This window comes from Aerococcus urinae, assembly GCF_001543175.1.
Lineage (GTDB): Bacteria > Bacillota > Bacilli > Lactobacillales > Aerococcaceae > Aerococcus > Aerococcus urinae.
Map to the genome: position 1 here is coordinate 1,818,121 of NZ_CP014161.1, position 22,658 is coordinate 1,840,778.

At 40.7% G+C, this 22,658-nt stretch carries 22 protein-coding genes; 3 read left to right on the forward strand and 19 right to left on the reverse strand.

Annotated features, from left to right (window positions below; genetic code table 11):
* Positions 1–5: 5 nt before the first annotated feature.
* The 9 genes from AWM73_RS08340 to AWM73_RS08380 all read right to left on the reverse strand — a co-directional run bounded on the left by AWM73_RS08340 (position 6) and on the right by AWM73_RS08380 (position 10,261).
* Positions 6–755 carry a DeoR/GlpR family DNA-binding transcription regulator gene (locus AWM73_RS08340; protein ID WP_060778917.1) on the reverse strand — a complete coding sequence of 250 codons (750 nt, stop codon included), beginning with the start codon at positions 753–755 and terminating at the stop codon, positions 6–8.
* A 125-nt stretch (positions 756–880) separates the two neighbouring features.
* Positions 881–1,576 carry a ribose-5-phosphate isomerase RpiA gene (rpiA, locus tag AWM73_RS08345; protein ID WP_060778918.1) on the reverse strand — a complete coding sequence of 232 codons (696 nt, stop codon included), beginning with the start codon at positions 1,574–1,576 and terminating at the stop codon, positions 881–883.
* Positions 1,577–1,648: 72 nt separating this feature from the next.
* Positions 1,649–2,365: an HAD family hydrolase gene (locus AWM73_RS08350; protein WP_060785009.1), complete on the reverse strand. Its 717-nt coding sequence runs from the start codon at positions 2,363–2,365 to the stop codon at positions 1,649–1,651.
* 240 nt (positions 2,366–2,605) lie between these two features.
* On the reverse strand, positions 2,606–3,529 hold the full coding sequence (locus AWM73_RS08355) for a ribokinase (protein WP_060778920.1): 924 nt from the start codon (positions 3,527–3,529) through the stop codon (positions 2,606–2,608).
* A 2-nt stretch (positions 3,530–3,531) separates the two neighbouring features.
* Positions 3,532–4,917 (reverse strand): PTS transporter subunit IIC, encoded by a 1,386-nt coding sequence (locus AWM73_RS08360; RefSeq protein ID WP_060778921.1) that lies wholly within the window; start codon positions 4,915–4,917, stop codon positions 3,532–3,534.
* 161 nt (positions 4,918–5,078) lie between these two features.
* Positions 5,079–5,735: a ribulose-phosphate 3-epimerase gene (gene rpe, locus AWM73_RS08365; RefSeq protein WP_060778922.1), complete on the reverse strand. Its 657-nt coding sequence runs from the start codon at positions 5,733–5,735 to the stop codon at positions 5,079–5,081.
* Positions 5,736–5,959: 224 nt separating this feature from the next.
* A complete protein-coding gene (locus AWM73_RS08370) occupies positions 5,960–7,315 on the reverse strand; it encodes a flavocytochrome c (RefSeq protein ID WP_060778923.1) in 1,356 nt (451 codons plus the stop codon).
* Between the two features lie 69 nt (positions 7,316–7,384).
* A complete protein-coding gene (locus AWM73_RS08375; RefSeq protein ID WP_060778924.1) occupies positions 7,385–8,815 on the reverse strand; it encodes an anion permease in 1,431 nt (476 codons plus the stop codon).
* A gap of 72 nt (positions 8,816–8,887) precedes the next feature.
* Entirely contained in the window at positions 8,888–10,261 is a 1,374-nt protein-coding gene (locus AWM73_RS08380; RefSeq protein WP_060778925.1) for a class II fumarate hydratase, read from the reverse strand.
* Positions 10,262–10,558: 297 nt separating this feature from the next.
* Between AWM73_RS08380 and AWM73_RS08385 the strand changes: the two genes are divergently transcribed.
* Positions 10,559–11,095, forward strand: coding sequence for a TetR/AcrR family transcriptional regulator (locus tag AWM73_RS08385; RefSeq protein WP_060778926.1), 537 nt, complete (start codon positions 10,559–10,561; stop codon positions 11,093–11,095).
* Here AWM73_RS08385 and AWM73_RS08390 read toward each other — a convergent pair.
* The 5 genes from AWM73_RS08390 to AWM73_RS08410 form a co-directional block, all read right to left on the reverse strand.
* Positions 11,092–12,003, reverse strand: coding sequence for a LysR family transcriptional regulator (locus tag AWM73_RS08390; protein WP_060778927.1), 912 nt, complete (start codon positions 12,001–12,003; stop codon positions 11,092–11,094). The two genes, AWM73_RS08385 and AWM73_RS08390, sit on opposite strands and share 4 nt — an antisense overlap.
* Positions 12,004–12,182: 179 nt before the next feature.
* Entirely contained in the window at positions 12,183–12,545 is a 363-nt protein-coding gene (locus AWM73_RS08395) for a MerR family transcriptional regulator (RefSeq protein ID WP_060779097.1), read from the reverse strand.
* A 123-nt stretch (positions 12,546–12,668) separates the two neighbouring features.
* The gene (locus AWM73_RS08400) at positions 12,669–13,865 is read right to left on the reverse strand and encodes a MalY/PatB family protein (RefSeq protein WP_060778928.1); all 1,197 of its coding nucleotides are present in this window, start codon (positions 13,863–13,865) and stop codon (positions 12,669–12,671) included.
* Positions 13,866–14,285: 420 nt separating this feature from the next.
* A complete protein-coding gene (locus AWM73_RS08405; protein WP_060778929.1) occupies positions 14,286–14,555 on the reverse strand; it encodes a hypothetical protein in 270 nt (89 codons plus the stop codon).
* 41 nt (positions 14,556–14,596) lie between these two features.
* A complete protein-coding gene (locus AWM73_RS08410) occupies positions 14,597–14,782 on the reverse strand; it encodes a hypothetical protein (protein WP_060778930.1) in 186 nt (61 codons plus the stop codon).
* 144 nt (positions 14,783–14,926) lie between these two features.
* Here AWM73_RS08410 and AWM73_RS08415 point away from each other — a divergent pair, with 144 nt between their 5' ends.
* Together AWM73_RS08415 and AWM73_RS08420 are read left to right on the forward strand one after the other, a co-directional pair.
* Positions 14,927–15,658 carry a helix-turn-helix domain-containing protein gene (locus AWM73_RS08415; RefSeq protein ID WP_060778350.1) on the forward strand — a complete coding sequence of 244 codons (732 nt, stop codon included), beginning with the start codon at positions 14,927–14,929 and terminating at the stop codon, positions 15,656–15,658.
* Between the two features lie 17 nt (positions 15,659–15,675).
* Positions 15,676–16,476 carry an IS3 family transposase gene (locus AWM73_RS08420; protein WP_082702857.1) on the forward strand — a complete coding sequence of 267 codons (801 nt, stop codon included), beginning with the start codon at positions 15,676–15,678 and terminating at the stop codon, positions 16,474–16,476.
* Positions 16,477–16,841: 365 nt separating this feature from the next.
* Here AWM73_RS08420 and AWM73_RS08425 read toward each other — a convergent pair whose 3' ends face one another.
* The 5 genes from AWM73_RS08425 to msrA form a co-directional block, all read right to left on the reverse strand.
* On the reverse strand, positions 16,842–18,998 hold the full coding sequence (locus AWM73_RS08425; RefSeq protein ID WP_230080911.1) for a copper-translocating P-type ATPase: 2,157 nt from the start codon (positions 18,996–18,998) through the stop codon (positions 16,842–16,844).
* 206 nt (positions 18,999–19,204) lie between these two features.
* A complete protein-coding gene (locus tag AWM73_RS08430) occupies positions 19,205–19,477 on the reverse strand; it encodes a type II toxin-antitoxin system RelB/DinJ family antitoxin (protein WP_060778932.1) in 273 nt (90 codons plus the stop codon).
* Positions 19,478–19,518: 41 nt separating this feature from the next.
* Complete coding sequence (gene relB / locus AWM73_RS08435; protein ID WP_060778933.1) at positions 19,519–19,743, reverse strand: type II toxin-antitoxin system RelB family antitoxin; 225 nt, start codon at positions 19,741–19,743, stop codon at positions 19,519–19,521.
* A 455-nt stretch (positions 19,744–20,198) separates the two neighbouring features.
* Positions 20,199–21,233, reverse strand: coding sequence for a branched-chain amino acid aminotransferase (locus tag AWM73_RS08440; protein ID WP_255204081.1), 1,035 nt, complete (start codon positions 21,231–21,233; stop codon positions 20,199–20,201).
* Positions 21,234–22,113: 880 nt separating this feature from the next.
* Complete coding sequence (gene msrA, locus AWM73_RS08445) at positions 22,114–22,638, reverse strand: peptide-methionine (S)-S-oxide reductase MsrA (RefSeq protein ID WP_060778935.1); 525 nt, start codon at positions 22,636–22,638, stop codon at positions 22,114–22,116.
* Between the last annotated feature and the right edge of the window lie 20 nt (positions 22,639–22,658).

Consider the following 22,658-nt stretch of genomic DNA (forward strand, 5'->3'; position numbering starts at 1 on the left):
GCCTCCTAAATTTCGATCATTTTAAAGGGTAAGTCTGTTAGATTTGAAGAATTTTTCCTATCTTTTTTACCAGTAATTAAAATATCCACATCTTTTTCATTAAAAGCCTTTTGAATACCCATCTTTTCTTCTTTTTTTGAGTCAGCAAGTATAATCACTTGACCAGCTTGTTCAATAACTTTCTGTTTTACAGCCAGTGTCAATGTATTATCCTCAAAAAAGCCACGCGCTAATTGAAAGGAACTGACTCCTATAAAGGCCTTGTTTATATTCATTTTTTCAATATCTGCAATAGTTCGGGGGCCATAAAATTGTTGAGTTCGCTGGTCAAAATCGCCTCCTAATAAAAACAGATGAACATTTTTTAGTCGAGAGCACTTCAAGGCAATGGGTAAGCTGGCTGTTATAACAGTAATGTATTTGTCAAATGGGAGATAATCAACCAAGTATAGGTGACTCGTTCCACCATCTAAAAACAAAATATCGTTATTATTAATTAGTTTTGCTGCATACTTTCCGATTTCTTTCTTCTCTTCACGATTACTAGTCATCCGGTCTGCAAAAGAATCAGGAACTGCTAATGACTTAGCTCCGCCATGTACACGAATGATCTTCCCTTGATTTTCTAAAATGTTTAAATCAGAACGTACCGTCTGCTCAGTAATATCATATTTTTTAGCAATATCATGAGTGCTAACTCTTTCTAATTGGTTAATATATTCAGTAATTTTATCTAGACGCTCTAGCTTATCCATTTTCAATTCTCTTTCGTTATATTTTCTTTTTATTTTCGTTCATAATAACACAAGGCTACTTTTTAGGCAAGAAAAAACCAGAGTCTAAACACTCAGACTCTGGTCTTACTTCTAGTATTTAAATTTTAAACCGATTTACGGCTGTATTCTGCCCCACTGACAAAATAAACCTGATCATTGTCAGCAATTAACACATCGTCTGCAATATCAATAAACAAACCATGCTCAACAACCCCAACCATTTTAATTAATTCTTCACTTAACGCTTGAGGATTATCAATTTTTTCCATATGTAAGTCAATAACATAATTCCCATTATCAGTAATAAATGGTTCGCCGCTATCTACTTTTCTTAAGCTTGGTTTATACCCGCGATCTTCAAAAATTTTGAAAAGTTGGGCATGGCCGTTTTTAATCACTTCAACCGCTAAAGAAAATGCGCCAAGATAATCGACATGTTTTCTTTCTTCAGCCATCCAAACTACACGATCACTATAGGTAGCAACAATTTTCTCTTCGAGATGGGCTCCACCGCCACCTTTTATTCCTTGGCAGTCATCAGTGAACTCGTCAACCCCATCAATACATAAATCAATATGATCAACCTCATCAACTGGTAACACTTCGATACCGAAACTTTTGGCTAAGTCTGCTGAGCGTACAGAAGTCGAAACAGCCTTGATTTGGAGTCCTTCCTCTTTAACCCGTTTACCTAATTCTTTAATAAAAATTTCTGCAGTTGATCCGGTTCCAATACCTAATATGCTATTGTTATCAACTAAATATGCGGCACTTTTCCCAACTAATTCTTTATTATCCATTCAATATGCCTCCTTTTTATTTATTATAACTAACTGTGTCCATAATTTATAGCGCTTTCACAACGAACATGGCTACTTTTTCTCTTCTAATTTGCTGATAAGTGACTTATAAATATCATCCATATCTTTACAGATTATTATTTTATCGCTAACATCTTCTACTGACTTATCATGGACATTTAAAAACAGTCCCTGCCATCCGGCATTGCTTGCGCCCTTCATGTCGGCTTCGTAATTATCACCAATATAGAGGGTAGTGGCTGAATTTAACTCTAAGGCCTCTTCCACTTTTTGAAAAATCTCTGAGGCCGGTTTAGCAGCTCCCATCTGACTGGATATGAAAATATTCTTATCATCGAAATAGTCTTCCAGCCCTAATAAATCAACCTTATGAGCTTGTTGGGCCGGGCCATTGGTGAGAAGGAACTGCTTAAGGCCGGCCTTTTGAAGCAGGTCTAAGCAGTCTTTAGCACCGGGGCGTAAGACAATATCCTCTTTGGCTTCTTCGTATTTTTGGTTGAAGAGAATGGCATCCTGCTTCTTAATGGTGAAGCCAAACTGAGCATAAGTCATCAAGACCCGGTTATTGCGGTATTGATCTACCGACGCCTGCCCATCTGTATAGCGACGAAATTCAATGTCACTATTCATTTGATAGAAATAATTAAAGGTCTCAAAACCAATTCCAGTTTCTATCACGTTTTCTTCCATATACTGATAAACGGCTAAATAAGGTAAATTACGGTCATATAAAGTGTCATCCAAATCCCAGCCAACTGCTTGAATCAAGGAGCTCACCCTTCCCTTTTTCTTATTTTTGGAAACCTAAATTTAAAACAGCAATTAACTATTCAAGTGTCCTATATGACAATAAAAAACAGCCGCATAGCGACTGTTGCTTTGCTATTCTTTTACGTTTCCTATGCTTTTTTTCCACATTAGATTTTAACATAAAAGGGATAAGCTAAAATTAAAAATATCATCAACTCAATCTACTAGTAAGGTTGGTAACCTTTTCTAGGTCTATACTTATTTTAAAAAGGAATCGAAGTTATCAAGATCAGCTAAAGTAGGCGCACTTGGAGATGCCCCTAAACGAGTAACAGAAATTGCAGCAACCTTACTTGCTAGGTCCATACTTTCCGGAATAGTTTGTTCTTCCAATAGTCCTTTACATAGACCTGCCATGTAAATATCTCCAGCTGCCGTAGTATCTTTCACATTAACATCGTATTTCTTTTGATCATAAATATCGTCTTGTCCAATATAAATAGATCCTTTTTCTCCTAATTTAACAATGACATGTTCAATACCCAAGTCTAGCAACTTTTTACCGGCTTCGATGACTTCATCACGCGTTTTGATTTCATAATGCATTAAGTCTGATAGTTCCTGTTCGTTAGGGCTGATCATATAGATATCTTTAAAGTCTTCTGCTGACCATCCTTTAGCGGGTCCAGCATCAACAACAATCTTTTTATCTTTTTCTTTGCAGACTTCTAACACTGCTTTAGCTGCCTCTTGGCTAATTTCTAAATTCATAAAGACAAGGTCTGCTTCTTCAATTAGGGGTGCACAATTTTCTCTAATTTCTGTTTCTGTAATGGCTTGGTTGCCGCCTGGTGCTGCAATGATCCGGTTATTCCCGTCTTTTTCTAAGATAATATAAGCCGTTCCAGTTGAAACTTCATCAAAGATTGTCATACTGCTGATATCAATGCCTTCATTTTCTAAGTTCTCTCTTAGTTCATTACCGTTTTCATCATTACCAACACAGCCATAAAAATGAGTGTCTAAGCCTAAACGCTTAGTGGCAATGGCTGCATTAGATCCTTTTCCTCCCAAGGCTTTATGGGTACTGTTAGCAACAGTCGTTTCACCTTGCAATGGCGAAGCATCAACCTCTAAAATAATATCCATATTTACAGCACCGATTACACATAATTTCTCCATAACTAATCTACCTCCGATTTATTAAGAACAATCATTCTATTGCGATACCAGATAAACAAGCCAATATGAATGACTAATAATAAAGTAACTACTAAAACACCTTGGACTGTAGGATTCCTAAAGGTTTCTCCAAATAGAACAGTAATTATCTTCTCTAATGGAATAGCTTCTATTGATGTGAATAAGGAACCTTCGGCTAAACCTTCAGGGAAGACGTTTAAATTAATAGACGTTTGCGTCATGAAGTCAGCAATTAAGGTCGAAGCCCAAAGATATAATGGTATACAGATCGTTCCGATGATAGTCATGCGCATTACCTTCCCCTTAGTAACAAATAGTAATGAAGGAACTAAGGCGGTAAGAATGATACCACCCAAAGGTAAAGTTTTATTTCCTGGTAAAAACATAGCAATAACCATTAAAATTGGAGCTAAGATATTAGCTACCGCCCAAATTTCGGGACGAACTGCAGTAATTGCCCAGTCAACCCCAATAATAAATTTACGGTCGCTATTTGAATTTTTCATTCTTTGGACAATGCCTTCGGAGATCGGTTCCATTGCTGGACCAAACCAGCCACCGATAACGCCGAACAACTCTAAACAAACGGCAGCTGTAAAGCTCATTGTGATAATTTTAGCGATAGGTTCTTGACCCAAAATACCTATAAATATTCCTAGATAAATACCTACAGCAAAATTAGACCCCCAAAAGCCAATTTTTTCATTTAATTGCTCCGCATTAAAATCGTATTTATCAATGGACGGGAAAATTTTTGTAATTAAGTTGTCAATAAACATAACCATAGGGTTAAAAAGAAAAGCTGGATGAGCTGTAGCGGTTACGTTCGTCTCACTATAGCCCAACAATTGATTTAATTGAGGTTTCATTAAGTCACTATTGATAAGCATCATTGCATAAATACCAATAACGAAAACTAAAGCAATAAATATATTATTGGTATAGTAAATAGTCAGCATACCAATAATAGATAGATGCCAAACGTTAAATAAATCGACATTCATTGTGTTCGTTTTTTTAAAATAAAGCATCAATAAATTTAATAATAAACAAATCAGAGCAAATAACATCGTGTAAGCCGAGCCCCAGGTTATAACTGCCATTTGTGCCCAACCTAAATCAACGATATCTAGACTAGTGCCTGTTCTTTCCACGAAGGCTGATAGGGAATCGCCAAATTCATTAGTCAATAAAGAAATAATCGCTCCCATACCAGTTAGGGCAATCCCCATCCTAAGACCACCTTCAACTGCCTTAGAAAATTTAACTCCCATAAATAGGGAAATAATTGTTATAAATATAAATGTAAGAGCTGCACCTCCTAATCCAATCAAGAAGTTAAAGCCTTGATTCAAGATATCGACCATATCCTGTCCCTCCTTAAAATCTTTTTATATATTATAGGTAAAAATATAAATTATGTTAATTTTCACCTTCTATTTTCATTCTTAATATGCATCATCATTCATATTTTAGTGATAATATTCACAATAAAAAAGACGATTAATTAATAAGTTAGAAGATTTAACTATTTAAAACTTTTATATTTTTGAATGAGTTCTTTATAACTAGCGTCTTTGCCAAACAATGCAGAAGTTCCTAAAATAAATGCATCAACACCCACTTTGCTTAAAGTTTTAATCCGTTCTTCAGAGATTGCACCATCAATAGATAATTTAAATTGATAATTCGCTTTTAAATCTACTAATTCATGGATTTTATTATCAATAAAAGGTAGGTACTTTTGCCCTGCAAAACCAGGATTAACACTCATTACCATGACAACATCAGCTAAATACAGTAATTCTTTAACAGATTCAACCGATGTTCCTGGATTAATAGCAATCCCTGCCAATATTCCGCGATCTTTTATTTTAGCTAGCGTACGCGTAGGATGCAGGTCGGCTTCCGGGTGAATATATATGATATTAGCTCCTAGGTCAGCAAATAAATCGATATAATTCCCTGGATTCATAATCATGAGATGGGCATCCATCTTCTTATCAGTAACCGAGCGAATATATTCATAATCTTGAATTCCCATGGCAAAATTGGGCACAAATTGACCATCCATGATATCCATATGGAAAACATCGGCACCTGCCTCATCGAGTTCTTTAACCTCATCATGCAAATTACCAAATTTTGCACACATCATTGATGGGCAAATTAAAATTTCAGACATCATAATCCTCCTAATAAACAAAAATAAGTAAATGATTAATTCTAAATAGATGGGTAAGCGAAGCTTTAGAGATAATCATTTACTCTCACAAGGAGTATAACGCTTTCATTATATTATGTCCAATTAAAATAAATTTATTATTAATTAAAAAACACCAAAAGCCGATTAAGAATACAACTTTTGGTGTTTTCTATCTTGTAATTTTAATGGATATTACATCTAACTCAGGCTTTATCTTTCACCGCTTCAGCCGCCCTTTGACCAGCTAAGCGACCAAAGACAATGATTTCAGCAATGGAATTGCCACCGATCCGGTTAGACCCGTGCAAGCCACCCACGACTTCCCCGCAGGCGTAGAGTCCTGGAATGTAGCCACTGCCATCTGTCTTAAGGACCCGACCGTCTTGGTCAATGCTTAAGCCGCCCATGGTGTAGTGAACGCCAGGGGCAATTTCAATGGCATAGTAAGGGGCTTGATCAAGAGCATGTAAACCGGTTGTGCGCCCGAACTCGTCTTTTTCTTCAGCGATACCTTGGTTATAGTCTGCCACAGTTTGAACGAGTTTTTCTGCTGGCAAAGCGATCTTTTCAGCTAATTCAGTTAAATCGTCTCCCTCAGTCACATAACCCTTGGCAGCGTAGAATTCAATCGCCTTAGCCCGGTCACGTACGCCCTGGTCAAAGATCAAACGCGCCTTGTGGTCAGGGAGATCGGTAATAGCCTGGGAAACCACATCTCGAGTCCCCAATTCATTGGTAAAACGTTGGCCTTGACCGTCAACCAAGATGGCTCCTTCGCCGCGGACCGCTTCGCCGATCAAAATCCCTTCCTCTTGGTGAACAGTCGGGTGGACTTGGATTTGGTCCATATCAACCGTTCCAGCGCCAAGATCTTGAGCCATGAGGATTCCGTCTCCGGTAATCCCCGGTCCAGAAGTGGTCACATAACCGGCAAGTTCCGGACGAGCTGCTTCAACCAGTTTAGCATTGGCTCCAAAACCACCAGAGGCAATAATGACTGCTTGACTCTTGATCTCACGGACTTGATCGTCGATTTCAACCTTAACCCCGCCAACTTGGCCTTGGTCAAGTAAAATTTCTTGGACATCCGCCTGGGTAATAACAGAAATCTCCCGCTTGTCCACATTGGCTTTCAATCCTTTGACCAGGTAACCGCCTACCGCTGAACCATCATGAGGGCGGTGGGTCCGAGGCTTGGACATGCCACCAGTAATGGTCAAATTATCCAACACAATCTCTAAATCAGCCAACCAATCAATGGCTTGGTCCGAATGATCAACAAAATAATGGAGCAGGTCTTGGTGATTAGTCCCGTGTCCCCCTTTGAGGGTCTCTTCAAAGAAATCTTCCTTCTTATCGTCCACGCCAGCCGCCTTTTGATAGCTAGTTTCACTAGCATTCATCCCACTGGAAGCCTTATTGGTATTCCCACCGATTTTGTCCGTTTTTTCAAAGATAATAGTCTCGAGCCCCAGGTCATGGGCGGTAATGGCAGCCGTCATCCCCGCACCCCCGGAACCGATAACAATTACATCGTAAGCATCTTTTATGTCTGCCATAAATCTCTTCCTTTCTAAATCTGGATAGAGCTTATCTAGTTGTTATTTTTTATCTCATAACTCATATTATTAAACCATGCCGATTAAGAATAGCCAACCCGCACCGATACCAAAGAATATGACGAAATAAGCTAAGGAGATAATCGCACTATTCTTCCACCATTCTTGTTGGGTAACGTAGCCTGACCCAGATAAGATTGGTGAAGGTCCATTGGCATAGTGAGTCGTTGAAGACATGGTATTACTTGCCCAGATGAGCATAATCGCTGCAAACATTGGTGGTACGCCAGCCGCTACAGCAACGGTCAGGAAGGCTAAGTAGACTGCACTCACATGAGCAGTGGTACTTGCAAATAGGTAATGGAGATAGTGGTTAGCTAGACAAAGAACAATGATCGTAACAATCCAAGGTAAGCCGCCTACTGCTTGAGCAATATTATCACTTAACCAAGGAATAAATCCAGTTTCGTTCAATTGAGTTGCCATCATCACTAAAATTCCAAACCACACTAAGGTATCCCAAGCGCCACTTTCTTTTTTTATGTCATTCCAAGTCAACACGCCTGATAGGATTAAAGCAGCTACAGCCAGAAAAGCGGTGGTTGTCGCACTGACATTAATGGTTCCTGCTAAAACCCACATCACTAGGGCCCCAGCAAAAATACCTAGCATCCATTTTTCAGCAGCAGTCATGGCACCAATCTCAGATAATTGCTTCTCTGCCCATGCCGGTGCGTCAGGGGTTTCTTTAATTTCTGGTGGATAGATCTTAAAGATGATCCAAGGAATAACTAGTAAGGCAATCAAGCCAGGGACTAGGGTAGCAATAAAGTACTTCACCCAAGTGACTTCGATCCCGGCACCATTAGCTAATTCTTGAGCTAATGGGTTAGAAGCCACTGCGGTAAGGAACATAGCTGAGGTCACGATATTTCCTTGCCATAGGGTATAAATTAAGTAGGAACCCATTCGCTTACGTGAAGGTTCGTTAGGATAAGACTGAAAAGTTTCTGCTAGAGAACGGACAATGGGGAACATAATCCCACCAGCCCGAGCCGTGTTACTTGGTGTCGCAGGAGCTACAATTAAATCAACACCCAGTAAAGAATACATTAAGCCTAAAGTACTCTTCCCAAAGCGTTTGACAAAGTGATAGGCAATCCGATTACCTAAACCCGTTTTAATAAAACCACGGGATAGGAAGAAAGCCATCACGATCAGCCAAACCGTTGATGAGGTAAAACCAGATAGGGCAACATCTGCCTTTAAGGTCTTGGTTAGAAAAATCGTGGTTAAACCTAATAAGGATACTGCTCCAATAGGTAAAGGTTGTAAGATACATCCAACAATCGTTCCTACAAAAATAGCAAATAAATGCCAGGCTTGGTCTGAAAGAGCATCTGGTTTTATAGGAAGGAACCAAAGTAACAGGCCAATAAGAATAGGGATAGCAATTTTTTTATAATCAAGTTGCGCCAGTGAGCTTTGTTTCTCAGTCATTTTAACACTTCCTTTAAGAGAAATAGGTTAAACGGCGATGGGTGCCGTTTAACCTTTTAAGCAATTAAAGCCCTATACCATATCTTCAAAGCGCATAATCTTATCGAATTCTTCATCATCCAAGTAACCTAAATCATGTGAAGCTTCTTTAAGACTTTGTTTATTCTTGTGGGCATGTTTAGCGATTTCAGCAGCTTTTTCATAGCCAATCACTGGTGACAACTTAGTCACATTCATTAGTGAAATTTCTAAATAGTGGTCCATCTTTTCATGGTCAACTTCAATCCCTGCCACACACATGTGGTTAAAGGAATCAATTGCTGATCCTAAGAGACTGACACTTTGAGCACAGTTATTAATAATTAATGGCATGTAGGTATTTAATTCAAAGTAACCTTGTGAAGCAGCAATAGCAATGACTTGGTCGTTCCCCATCACTTGGGTAGATACCATGGTCATGGCTTCTGCTTGGGTTGGGTTGACCTTACCAGGCATAATGGAAGACCCAGGCTCATTAGATGGAATAATTAATTCGCCAATACCGCAACGTGGACCGCTGGCTAAGAAGCGAACATCATTGGCTACTTTAAGCATATCTTCTGCTAGGGTTCTTAATGCCGCATGGGCTTGAGAAATTTGCCCCTTGGAGGTCATGCCGTAGAATTTATTTTCTGCTGCTGTATAGTCGTGACCATAGTTATCCGCTAAGTATTGACAAGCTTTGACATCTAAGCCTTCAGGACAGTTCAAGCCTGTTCCTGTTGCGGTGCCCCCTAGAGGGAGTTCTAGCAGATGGGCGGAAGCCTCTTCAATCATTTGTTTATCTTTAATCATCATGGTCTTCCAACCACTTACTTCTTGGCCAAAGGTTACTGGGGTAGCATCTTGTAAGTGAGTACGGCCAACTTTAATTTTGTCTTTATATTTATCTTCTAACTTTTGTAAAGTTTCGATGAAGCGATCTACGGCTGGAATAACGTCACTATGAATTCCTTCATAGAAGCCAATTTGCATAGCAGCTGGGAAAACATCATTAGAACTTTGGCCCTTGTTAACGTCATCGTTAGGGTGGAGTAATTTTTCTCCTGCCAGTTCATTACCGATATTAGCTAAGACTTCGTTGGCGTTCATATTGGTTTGAGTTCCTGACCCTGTTTGCCATACTCGTAGTGGAAACTCACTATGAATATCTTCTAAGGCTAAGGCTTTATCAGCCGCTTTGACAATATATTCTGCCTTTTTAGCGTCTAGGTTATCAATGTCACGATTGGCTTGAGCTTCTGCTTTTTTGATATTAATCAAAGGTCTTAAGACCATTTCTGGCATAAGCTCTGTCCCAATTAAGAAATTTTGCTTACTTCTTTGCGTAACCGCTCCCCAATAATGATCGGCTGGTACCTTAATTTCCCCCATTGAGTCATGTTCAATACGAAATTCTTCAGTCATGAGTTTTTCCTACTTTCTTATTTAATCCAAAACTTCAACAGCTACTTATAAATTAATTAAATCAACTAATAATAAATTTTTATCAAATAAATCGAATCGTTACTAAACAAAAGAATTTATTTGCTTTTTGAAAGGCCTTTCAAACTCTTTACAAGTCTATTAAAACAGAAAACAGAAACTTTTAAAGACACATTTCATGAGAAGTGTTTCACAAAATTATTTTGATTTAGTTATAATTTTTATTTATAATTGAATATAAAGTAGGAGGATTATATTCGGTATGAAGGAGGACTAACCGTGCCATTAGCAAAAGATAAAATTATTACAGCTTATTATGATTTAGTCGTCGAAAGCAGGTCTCCTGATATCAGTGTGGATCAAATCATTAAAAAAAGCGGCACCAGCCGCTCGACCTTTTACCGCAATTTTTTAGATAAATATGATGTGATGAACCAAGTTTTCTTAGTGGATTATAAAAAAGACAAGCCCCAGACCATCGACCAAGTCAGCCCCTTTATTGATAGCGTCATAAAAACTTTAGAGCAAAAATCTGATTATTATCAACTCATCCTTACCGTAAGTAACACAAACGATTTCTATAACTATCTCTATCACTTTATTTATAACTGGTTTAAGCAGGCATTTTCAAAGCAGACTAAGCCACCCTTTCAAAATACGGATATCAACTTTGTTTCCCGCTATACCGCTTCAGCAATAACCTATACCATTACCCAATGGCTTAAAAATGACCAAAATCTACCCGGAAGTCAGCTGAGTAAATCACTTTATGATTCCCTTCCCCTTCATCTGCTTAAGGAGACTAGCAATGTTTAGTCATGGTAGAGTTTTTTAGGAAATTCCTTTTTAGCGATATCTGCTATCTTTTGGTACACCTTGTCCTGTAAGCAACCAGTAGCTGACTGACGAGCCAGCAAGTAAATATAAAAATCAGGCATGGTCACGTCTTTAATTTGTAGTTTCACTAAGCCGTCATTAGCAGAAGTTGCCATATCCACTAGCATCATAGCCCCAACATTGGCTTTAACGAATGATTTGGCAGTTGCTACTTCATTGGTATAAAAAATATTACTATCTTCAATGCCATTTTTCTTAGCCCACTTGAGAAAAACCTTATTTTGCACATAGCCCGTTCCCAGAGACACAAAAGTTTGATCGCTGAGATCAGATAAAATAATTTCTTTTTTCTCCGCTAAGGGATGATTGGCACTAACAAAAACATCAAAAGAATCTTGAACGATAAGTCCGGCCTTCAGAGGCGAATTATCTGCGACAAAAGGTTTGGAAAAGCCCACCAGAGCCATATCAACTTCTCCCTTACGTAAAAGTTGGTAAATCGTCCGCGACCCATCTTTTTCGATGATATTAATATTCTCCGAGAATTTAACCAGTTCAGGAAGAAAAATCGGCAACAAGGTAGCGCCAATGATAGGAGGCACTCCTAATTTTACTTCCTGATTTTCACTTTGGACAATTAGCTCTTTACTTTCAGCAACAATGTCCAGTATTTTTTTTGCTTGGTGGCGGAAGAGTTCACCACTTTCTGTTAACTTCATGATATTATTCCCCCGCTTGCGTAAAAAGAAGGATGTCTTAAACTCCTCCTCTAGCCGCTTAAGCGCTTGAGAAACAGTAGGTTGTGAAACGTCCATTTCTTCTGCAGTTGTGGTAAAGCTCTTACTGTCACATAGGTGGAGAAAATAAATTAAATCTTGGGTACGCATGGTCTCACCTCATTAATTATTATTTCTTATTAACTCATTGGTTTTTATTATATATTACTCGTTTTTCAACAAAAAGCAAATCACTTTTCTTAGTTTGCAATAAAGGCAACTATCCCCACAAAAACAAAAAGCAACCCATCCCTCATTGGACAGGCTGCTGCATAAAACCCTGGTATGTCTTAAAAGCGCGGTTTCTCTCCCGGAACGTTATCAAAGCCTCCGGCGGCGAGAAACTCATTATAAAGAATACGACGGACATCATCCTCAGTTAATTGCTTACTTTCATGGGTCACATCTTTGGGTTCATTATAAATTTTATAAATCATCTGGATACTATAGCCATCATCAAGGTAATCCTTAATATCCAGTAAACGGTCCACATCATTCAAGGAATACATCCGCCGATTGGTATCGGTGCGGTGGGGGGCAATTAACTTTTGCTCCTCATAATAACGAATTTGACGCGCGGTGAGATCGGTTAACTTCATCACTGTCCCAATCGGAAAGACCGCCCGTGACCGCCGTAATTGTTTCTCTGCCATGTCTAAAACCCCACTTTCTTTATTTGACTGAGTAGTTTCTGTCATGATTATGTTACTTTATCTCACATAAAAAGGCAAGTGCCTTGCCCTTTTATCTTTTATTCATTTGTCGATAAATATTGCTTAATGTTCAGCTTGATAGTCTTTAATGGCTTGAACCAAGTTCTTGCCAGCTTGCTCAATTAAGGCCGGATCGGTCCCCAGGTTAATGCGGATATGGGTATCGTTGGCTTTGGTGGGCCAGTAAGTTTGCCCGTAGTTGACCGCTAGTCTGGCCTTATCTTGAACCACATGCTTGAGGTCCTTACTTGGCACATAGGCGCCTAGGTCAATCCACATTAAGTAAGTGGCTTGTAAGTCAGCGATCTTCACTTCAGGTAAGGCTTCCTTGAGGGTCTTTCGCAAGTTTTGGTAGTTTTGGTAAATGATTTCCTTAATGGTCTCCAGCCAATCTTCCCCGTGACGGTAAGCCGCTTCTAAGGCCAGGTAGCCTGCTGGCGAGCCCGGGTTATTCAAGTGTAACTTGTCGTAAAAGGCTTGGATCTTCGCCCGTAAGTCCGGATCACGAACGATCATCAAGGAGTGACTGAACTGGGCCAAGTTAAAGGTCTTAGAACCCGCTGTCAGGGTAATCACTTGGTCAAAGTCCTGGTCTTGGGCCAGCTTATCGATGGCGATATGGTGGTGACCTTGCCAGACAAAGTCGCGGTGGATTTCATCAGAAATCAGTAAGACGTCATATTGCTTACAGAGGGCAACCACTTGCTTGAGTTCAGCTTCCGTCCACACCCGACCAGTTGGGTTTTGCGGGGAACAGAAGAGGAGTGCCTTGATATCGTCTTCCTTGAAGGCTTTTTCTAGGGCTTCAAAGTCGATAGTGTAGCCGGTTTCATCGTCACCTAAGAGGTCTTGCATGACCAGGGTGCGGTTGGCTTCTTCAACCACGGTCCGGAAGGGATTATAAACTGGATTTTGGATCAGAACCTTGTCACCTTCGTTTAAGAGAGCCACTAAGACATAGGCAATCCCGGTACAGACCCCAGGGGTATAGAAGTACCAGTCTTTTTCAGTATCATAGTCGAAGTGTTTCCTGGTCCAGTCAATAATAGCTTGGTAGTATTCCGGACGCACGGGGGCATAGCCGTATTGGTTTTGTTCCACATAGTCGTGGAGAACTTCTTTAATTTCTGGTGCGGTAGCAAAGTCCATGTCCGCGATCCACAAAGGAATCAAATCACTGTCCCCAAAGACATTCTCTAACTGCCCCCACTTGGTGGTTTGGGTCCCTCTTCTATCTACGATTAAATCTGCTTTATTCATCAAATTCCTCCCTTTCCCAGTCTTTTCTATAAGTGTAGCATAGATTAGCGGCTGAACTGCTCGCTGACCCCTCGCCCGCCATATTAAAAGCTGATCACTCGCTATTCCTAAAAGCGATAACTGATGAAAAGTTTCTTTAGCAAATCATCTTAGTGAGCATTCGTTCTGCTTTTGAAATTTGATCCTTAAAAAGCCATGGCATCGGTTCGGGCCAAGGTCCCTCACCTAGCGAGCTTCAAAGGGCTAGTACGGCTAGTGCCTACTATCCCTAATTCACATCGCTTGCTTATTCATGGCTAAGGATCAATTTCAAAGCGCCACTACTGCTCAAAATAATCTTTACTAAAAACTAGATATTAACAATAAAAGACTTCTACTAGATAGAGGCAGAAGCCATTTGAATTTGCTGATAATGATCTTCTAAGGACCAAAGATTAAGGTCCCCACAAACCAGAGAATACCAAAGGAAAAGATCAGACAGAGATTACCGAGAAAGTACCACAAGCGTTTGTGATAGAGGGACAGGAGTCCGCCAAATAGCCCTAAGGCAGGACAAATAAAGATGGTGGCATAAGCTAAGGGGCGCATGGTAGGGCCGAATAAGTCAGGCAGTAAAATAGACAGTACTAGAACCAAGATTCCTAGCCAAAAACAATACTTATGGCCTGAATGAAGCACTTGTTTAAACATCTTATCACCTCTAGTCAAGGAATTTGGATAAGTTATTATAGCTAATTATCAGGAGAAAGGGAATGATTTTTAACTTGATCTCTCACTTCACTGAGGCTATAAGCCCTCCCCTCTTCTAAACCAGCAAAGCTCTGACTAATTTCAGATTGCAATTCTTCCAGAAGAGCTTCTCGCTCCTTATCAGCACTACGTTCAAAAGCTAGAGTATCCTTTCCTATTCTATCCATAAATTTCCCCTCCTTTTTTCTTATTATAAGACAAACAAGTGTGAAATCATTTATAAAAACTAAGAAAAAACCAAGTCCTCCTATGGTATGCTCCCCTTAAAGTAGACACTTGAAAAAGTAAAACTACTTTAGGGGGAGTTTTTTATGCGTTCAAATAGAAAGCATTCACCAGCAGAGTTGGCTAAATATATCCATCTTTATGAAGAAGGAACTTCCTATGCCGAGCTTTGTGATCAATATGGTCTCTCAATTCATTCATCTGTCTTTAGAGAATATTATCTCAAATATCTAGAACATGGCTTTGCAGGGCTGGAATCACAGACAAAGAATAATTCTTATAGTGAAAAGTTTAAGCAGAACGTCGTTCAAGAATACTTGAATACAGACATCTCAATTACAAAAATTGCTAGAAAATACAATATCCCTAGCTTTTCTACTGTAAGGAATTGGATTACTAAGTATACTAAAAGGGAAGAATTAAAGGGCTACCACCCTAAACCCGAGGTGTATACAATGAAAAGCCAAAAGAAAACCTATCAGGAAAAAGTTGATATTGTTAAAGATTTTCTTGAAACAGGAATGTCTTATAAAGAGACTGCTGAAAAACATAAAGTTTCCTACAATAATGTTTACTCATGGGTCCAAAAGTATAAGAAATATGGTCCCGATGGGCTCATTGATAGTAGAGGACGCCGCAAACCGATGAGTATTCAAAATGAAGAAGAGAAGTTACGTACAGAATTAGCTGCGCTTAAAGCACGTAATGAATACTTAGAAACGGAAAATGCTGCTCTAAAAAAATTGAAAGAAGTGGAAAGAGAGTTGATGTCCGACGGACAAAATATCAAGCAGAGTTCAAAACAATCGAAAAATTAAGCCAGGAAGGACACAAAATAACATTCTTATGCCATTCGCTAGGTGTCAGTAGATCTGCTTATTATAAATGGCTCGACCGAGAGCCATCCAAGACAGAACAACGTTTACAGTGGCTAATGACTTTAATTCAAGAAGCTTATGATAAATATGAGGGCATCTATGGTTATCGTCGAATCACCATTTATCTTAATCACTTTAAGAATGCGCGGGTCAATCATAAGTGTGTCTATCGTCTCATGAAATTAATGGGTTTAAAATCTGTTATTCGCCGTAGGCGATATCACTACAAAAAAAGTAAGCCTCAGCACGTTGCAGAAAATGTGTTGAACCGTGAATTTGATAAAGATTATGAACCGATGCAGGTGTTGTTGACGGATATTACAGAGTTTAAATATGGCTATAACTATAGTTACAAAGCGTATTTAAGTGCGATTCTTGATTACGGAGCCAATAAGATTATTGCTTTTAAATTATCACAAAGGAATAACAATCAACTTGTTAAAGATACGATTGTTCAAGTAGAAGAAGAACTTATCCCTACAGAAACCCTCTTGCACAGTGACCGTGGTTTCCAATATACTTCGCATTTCTTTAAGCGTTTTGTTGACGAAAAACAGTTAATTCAAAGTATGTCTCGCGTAGGAAAATGTATTGATAACGGACCAATGGAAAATTTCTGGGGCATTATTAAAGAAGAGATGTATCGGTTGAAAACTTATGAAAGCTTTGAACAACTTGAAGAAGATATTAAACGCTACATCGAATTTTATAACACCGAACGTGTCACACTGGATATGGGCCTTAAAATTCCAGCTTAAATCCAAAGGTGATTAGCCGTTTGGCTAAAAAATTTAAAATTAAATCTAGTTTTAGTTAGACTGTCTGGGCTTGTTTGGCTTGTCCATCTTTTAAAACAGCTAATAGGCTTTGTCAAGGTGGAGAGCGGAGCGGACCTTGATAAAGGCTTGAAGCTGTTTACGCTCCCTCCTTGTCAAACAAGCCTGACCGCTAAACTATCTTTCGGATTAAGTTTTATGAAACATCCTATTCACTGATAAATAATACTTTAAAATCTAAAATAAAAACCATGCATGACAAAGATCACACATGGTAAAAAATTTATTTATTTATCTGTCTACTTGACAGGGAGCAGTTCACTAAAGAGCAACTTGGCTTTCCTTAACTATTCGTATTTTTCAAAGTTCAAGCTTTGGGCATTGACGGCACAGATGACTGTCGAAAGTGACATGAAGATCCCAGATAGGGCGGGGCCTAAGGTAATGCCGATGGGTGCCAATAGGCCAGCGGCTAAGGGGATAGCGAAAATGTTGTAGCCCGCTCCCCAGGCCAGGTTTTGCTTGATCTTGGTGTTAGTAGCTTGAGACAGACTCAGGCTGTTTAAGACATCCTTCAATTGGCTTTCCACCAGGATAATATCGGCCGAATCCATGGCTACATCGGTTCCGGCACCGATAGCCACTCCCACTTCAGCTTGGGCTAGAGCGGGCGCATCATTGACCCCGTCACCCACCATCATGACTGATTTGCCTTGGCCTTGCAGACTTTGGATGGCTGCTGATTTTTGGTCGGGGAGGACTTGGCTAAAGACTTGGTCTAAGCCGATTTCCTTGGCCACGGCTTGAGCAACTTGGTCATTGTCCCCGGTTAACATGACCGCTTCAATGCCTTGCTTGTGGAGGACTTGGATGACTTCCTTGGCTTCTGGGCGGACTTGGTCAGAAACCGCCAGCGCCCCAATGACTTGGTCGGCCTTAATGACAAAGACTACGGTCTTGGCTTGGCTAGTAATCTTTTCCAATTGGGCTTGATCAAAGTCATAACCCGCTTCTCGAGTCGCTTTAGGGCTGAGGATTTTGACTAAGTTGCCATCCACTTCCCCTTCTAAACCAGCCCCACTGTGGTTTTGGTAGTTGTTAACGGCTTGTAAGTCTAAGTCTTTTTCCTTGGCTGCTTGAACGATCCCCTTAGCAATGGGGTGTTCGGATTGGGCTTCCAAACTAGCGGCTAGGGCTAAAATTTGGTTTTCACTGACATCAGCGATTGGGTAAACGCCGTCGACGGCAAATTCGCCCTTGGTCAAAGTCCCAGTCTTATCAAAAACTACTGTATCCACTTGGTAGGCTTGTTCAAAAGGAATCCGGTTTTGGACTAAGAGACCTGAACGCGCCGCTAGGGAGGTAGATTTGGCATTAACCAAAGGAATGGCTAACCCTAAAGCATGAGGACAGGCAATGACAAAGGTCGAGACCATAAATTGAATAGCGGTTTGGGCCGTGGTCAAGTTCCACCAAATCACTAAGGCAATAATCCCGACCCCAAAGGCAATGTAGAAGAGCCAGGCTGCTACCCGGTCAGCTAGACTTTGGGCCTTGGATTTTTGGGCTTGGGCACCTTTAACCAAGTCAAGGACTTGTTGGACATAGGAATCATTCCCAGCCTTTGCTACGCGGACTTGGAGGGCGCCGTCGCCATTAATGGTTCCGGCAATGACCTCATCACCATCATCCTTAGCCACAGGCACCGATTCCCCAGTAATGACTGCTTCATCCAGAGTGGAATGACCGCTAGCAATGGTGCCGTCCACAGCCACCTTTTCCCCGGGACGAACTAAAACCAGGTCATCGACTTGCAATTGGTCGATTCCAACCACTTCAATGTCCCCATCCGCGTTAATCCGACTGGCTTCATTGGGGAGGAGGTTGGCCAGAGATTCCAAATCATCATTGGCCCGCATCTGTGACTTCATTTCAATCACATGGCCCAGGAGCATGATGAGAATCAGGGTAGCCAGTTCGAAGTAATAATTCATGCTGGCGTCGAGGAAAAAGGTGGTCATGACACTATATAGATAGGAAGATACAATCCCCAAAGTGATCAGGAGCATCATACCGGGTTGTTTGTTTTGAATTTCCATCCAGCCGTGCTCGAGGAAAGGTTTACCCCCATAGAAGAAGACGATAGTCCCTAAGATAAATTCGATCCAGCCTTGGCCGGGGAAATTAATAGAATAATTAAAAATCATCATTAACATGGGCGATAAGACCGCAATTGGAATGGTGAGTACTAAAACCACCCAAAAACGTTGCTTCATGTCTTCCATCATGCCCATGTGGTGGCCTCCATGCCCCTCATGACCGGCGTCATCGTGGCAGGAAACCGCTCCATGGCTCTCGTGATCAGCCGCTTGACTATGGCAGCTGGCACTCTCATGTTGTGTATGTTCTACTTTTTCATGACTACCACAAAAGGCTTGTTGGCAGGTGCATGCGCCCCCTTGCCGGCAAGCATGCGGACAAGCATTTAAACAAGCTGTTACCATTTCATTCATCCTTTCTTGGTTGATTCAATCGTTTTAGACTTCATTTATCTGTTGACTACATTTGTAATCATATTGCATTGCTAGTATAAGAGCACCCGCTTAAAATTGCAAGTCTTTCTGCTTGTAAGATGGATGAAATAAGAAAAACAGGCAATCTTTCGAGTTACCTGTTAAAAATCATCCTAATTATTAGTTTTCTTTTAAATCTATCTGCCTGCTTTTTTATCATCGGCATTCATTGCTTCCCACCAGTCATCAATACTGTCATAACTTTCACCTTTCCCCGCTTCGACTTCAGCCAAAGCTTCGTCGATTGCGTTAAGGCGTAAATCAAAAGGGATACCTTGTTTACGGTTGATGGCCTTCAAATAAACTGTAATTGCCGAGGACATATCCATACCTATATCATCTAAAATGGACTGGACACTGTCTTTTAAGTCTTGGTCTACCCTAACATGGATACTTACCTTTTTCGTCACGGTCGTCACTCCTTTTTCATCATTCACCTAAAATTTCATCATTATAGTCCTAACATGCCTTTGACTTCATTATGACTGTAATAGGAAACATCGTTCGCTTCTTTATTGGCGTCATAATTTTTGACGACTTCAAGGTCAAAGTCTTCTTCAATTTTTTCTTCCAAGCATTGCTTAAAAAGCGTTGAAAGTGGCTTATTGCGGAATTTGGCATATTGGTTAAATAATTCTTCCTCATCTTTATTTAAAGGAATAGTTACTTTCGACATCTCCTCACCTCTTTATATGACATTGTAATCTATTAATAAAAAGAGGTCATTAAATAAACAAACAAAGTATCAAAATGCATTCTTCCACGAAAAAACCGCCTACTGTTTCAGTAGACGGTTCTTTTATTATCATCAATTGTTTATTGGGTGACAATTGATAGGTTTTTAAAGGATGATTCGAAAAAATGGACTTAGTTTTTGTGCGCTTGTCGCACTCTGTTAGTTCAGTTCGGACGCCAGCCTTGAAGTCGCTTCAGAAAATTCCAACGCACAGCTTCCTGTGCTTATGGTATTTTCCTCCAGCGATTCAAGCCTTTAGCGGCGTCCTCACATCCTTACAGTTGAGTTCGGAAGGGTGAGGGGATGTCCTTTCAGAAAAGTTGAACGATCAACAAGTTGATCTTATCATCTTTTCCTCCAAGGAATCGCCCTCCCTGATCCTTCCTCACATCCTATTATTTTTCAGGGACTTCGACGATCCAGCCTTCTGGGGCTTCGATGTCACCATATTGGATCCCTACTAACTCATCATAGAGTTTTTGGGTGATTGGTCCAACTTCTTTGTCAGAGTAGAACTTGTAGGAACGGTCACCGTGGTCGATCCGTGACACTGGAGAAATTACGGCAGCGGTTCCCATAGCACCGGCTTCAGCGAAGCGGTCTAATTCATCTACGTATACGTCGCCTTCTTCAACCTCTAAGCCTAAACGTTCTTTAGCTAAGTGGATGATGGAGTATTTGGTGATAGATGGCAGGATTGAAGGTGATTTTGGTGTCACAAACTTGTTGGTGTCTTTTTCGATACCGTAGAAGTTGGCTGAACCGACTTCTTCAATCTTAGTATGGGTGGCTGGGTCTAAGTAAACCACGTCACCGTAGCCGGCTTTCTTGGCTTTTTCACCTGGTAAGAGCGAACCACCATAGTTCCCACCAACTTTAGAAGCACCAGTCCCGTAAGGAGCGGCACGGTCGTACTTGCTGGTGACAAATGGCATTGGTGCTAAACCATCACGGTAGTAAGGTCCTACTGGCATGGTGAAGATCGTAAAGATATATTCTTTAGCAGGGGAAACACCAATGTTGTCGCCTACCCCAATTAATAATGGACGGATATACATCGAAGCGCCTGACCCATAAGGTGGGACGTAGTCAGCGTTGGCTTGAACTGTTTTGACAACCGCTTCAACAAATTTTTCTTCAGGATAAGCTGGCATCAACATTCGTTCGGCGGAGTTAGCCATCCGTTTAGCGTTTTGGTCTGGACGGAAGAGTTGGATTTGACCATCTTTACGACGGTAAGCTTTTAAGCCTTCAAATGCTTCTTGGCCGTAGTGTAAGGCTGGAGCACCTTCAGCAATTGGAAAAGTCTTTCCCTCTTCTAAGCCTTCTTTATACCATTCGCCATCTTTCCAATAAGCGCGCCAACGATAAGGAAGGTCCATATAAGCAAAACCTAAATTATTCCAATCGATATTTACAGACATTGTCATTCCCCTTTCAAATTTACAATTTTGGGCTCTCGCTAGAACAAGGTTCTAAGAGCGGCGCCCATGAGTTAAGTAGACTTATAATACCCTTTTCAAATTCATTTGTAAATACTTTCGGATCAATTTGTTTGAATTGCTCGACAATTTAAATAAAAGACAATTTTTATTTAGCATATTTTAAGGCCATTTTCCTAGCTAGGCAAGAAAAATTTTAACCTATAAAATAACTTTCCCCTTGAGCTCCGACGCATGCTTTCCACTTTGAAATTCACTTGATAAAATACCCATAAAAAATAAGCCGGGACTTGCCCAGCTTACTTATCAATATTTATCTTTCTTGCATGAATCACCCGAATTTCCCCTAAAAAGAAATTAAGCTTTTGCTCTGCGCTTGTCGCACTCTCGAGTTGAGTTCGGAAGGGGTAGGGGATGTCCTTTCAGAAAAGTTGAACGACCAGCGTGCTGGTCTTATCATCTTTTCCTCCAAGGAATCGCCCTCCCTGATCCTTCCTCACATCCTTCTCAAACCTGTTCCAGTCACAGAACGAACGTCCACTTCACACAGGGTGTGAGACTTGGCGCCTAGACTTGGATGATTGGAGCAAGTCAGAATAAAAGCGAAACATTCGCTTGTTTCTGACTTGTGAAATCACTCCAAGTCTGCCAAGTCGAACCCAACTAAAAACTGGTAACGCTCAGCCAGTTGAGTTCGTACGCCAGACTTGAAGTTGCTTCAGAAAATTCCAACGCACAGATTCCTGTGCTTTTGGTATTTTCCTCCAGCAATTCAAGCCTTTGACGGCGTACTCACATCCTTATAACTGACCTTATCCCAGTTTTCTCCAGCGATTTCGTCCTTTTCCGTGACTGTCACACTCTATCCTTAATCTTTCCAGTGCTTATCAATGAAGGCTTGCCGACCTGAGCCTTGGCGGTAGGCTTGGTAGTGGTCAGGATTCTTGGCATGGAAGTCTTGATGGTATTCTTCAGCCGGGTAGAAGCTTTGAGCAGGTTCGATTTGGGTGACAATCGGCTTGTCAAAGCGGCCACTGGCTTCCAAGTCACGCTTGGATTGTTCGGCGATAGCCTTTTGTTGGTCATCGTGGTAGAAAATCACGGGACGGTAAGAGTCCCCCCGGTCAGCAAATTGACCCATGGCATCAGTGGGATCGGTTTGTTGCCAGTAGATCTCCACCAGGTCTTGGTAGGAAATCAGTTCGGGATTATAGGTAATTTGCACTGCTTCCGTGTGGCCCGTTCCTCCTAGGCAAACTTCGCGATAAGTGGGATTTTCGGTATGACCGCCCGTGTAACCAGATACGACTTCTAATATCCCCGGCATGGTTTCAAAAGGTTGCACCATGCACCAAAAACAGCCCCCGGCAAAAGTTGCTAATGCTTGACTCATCCTTAGTCCTTCTTTCTATA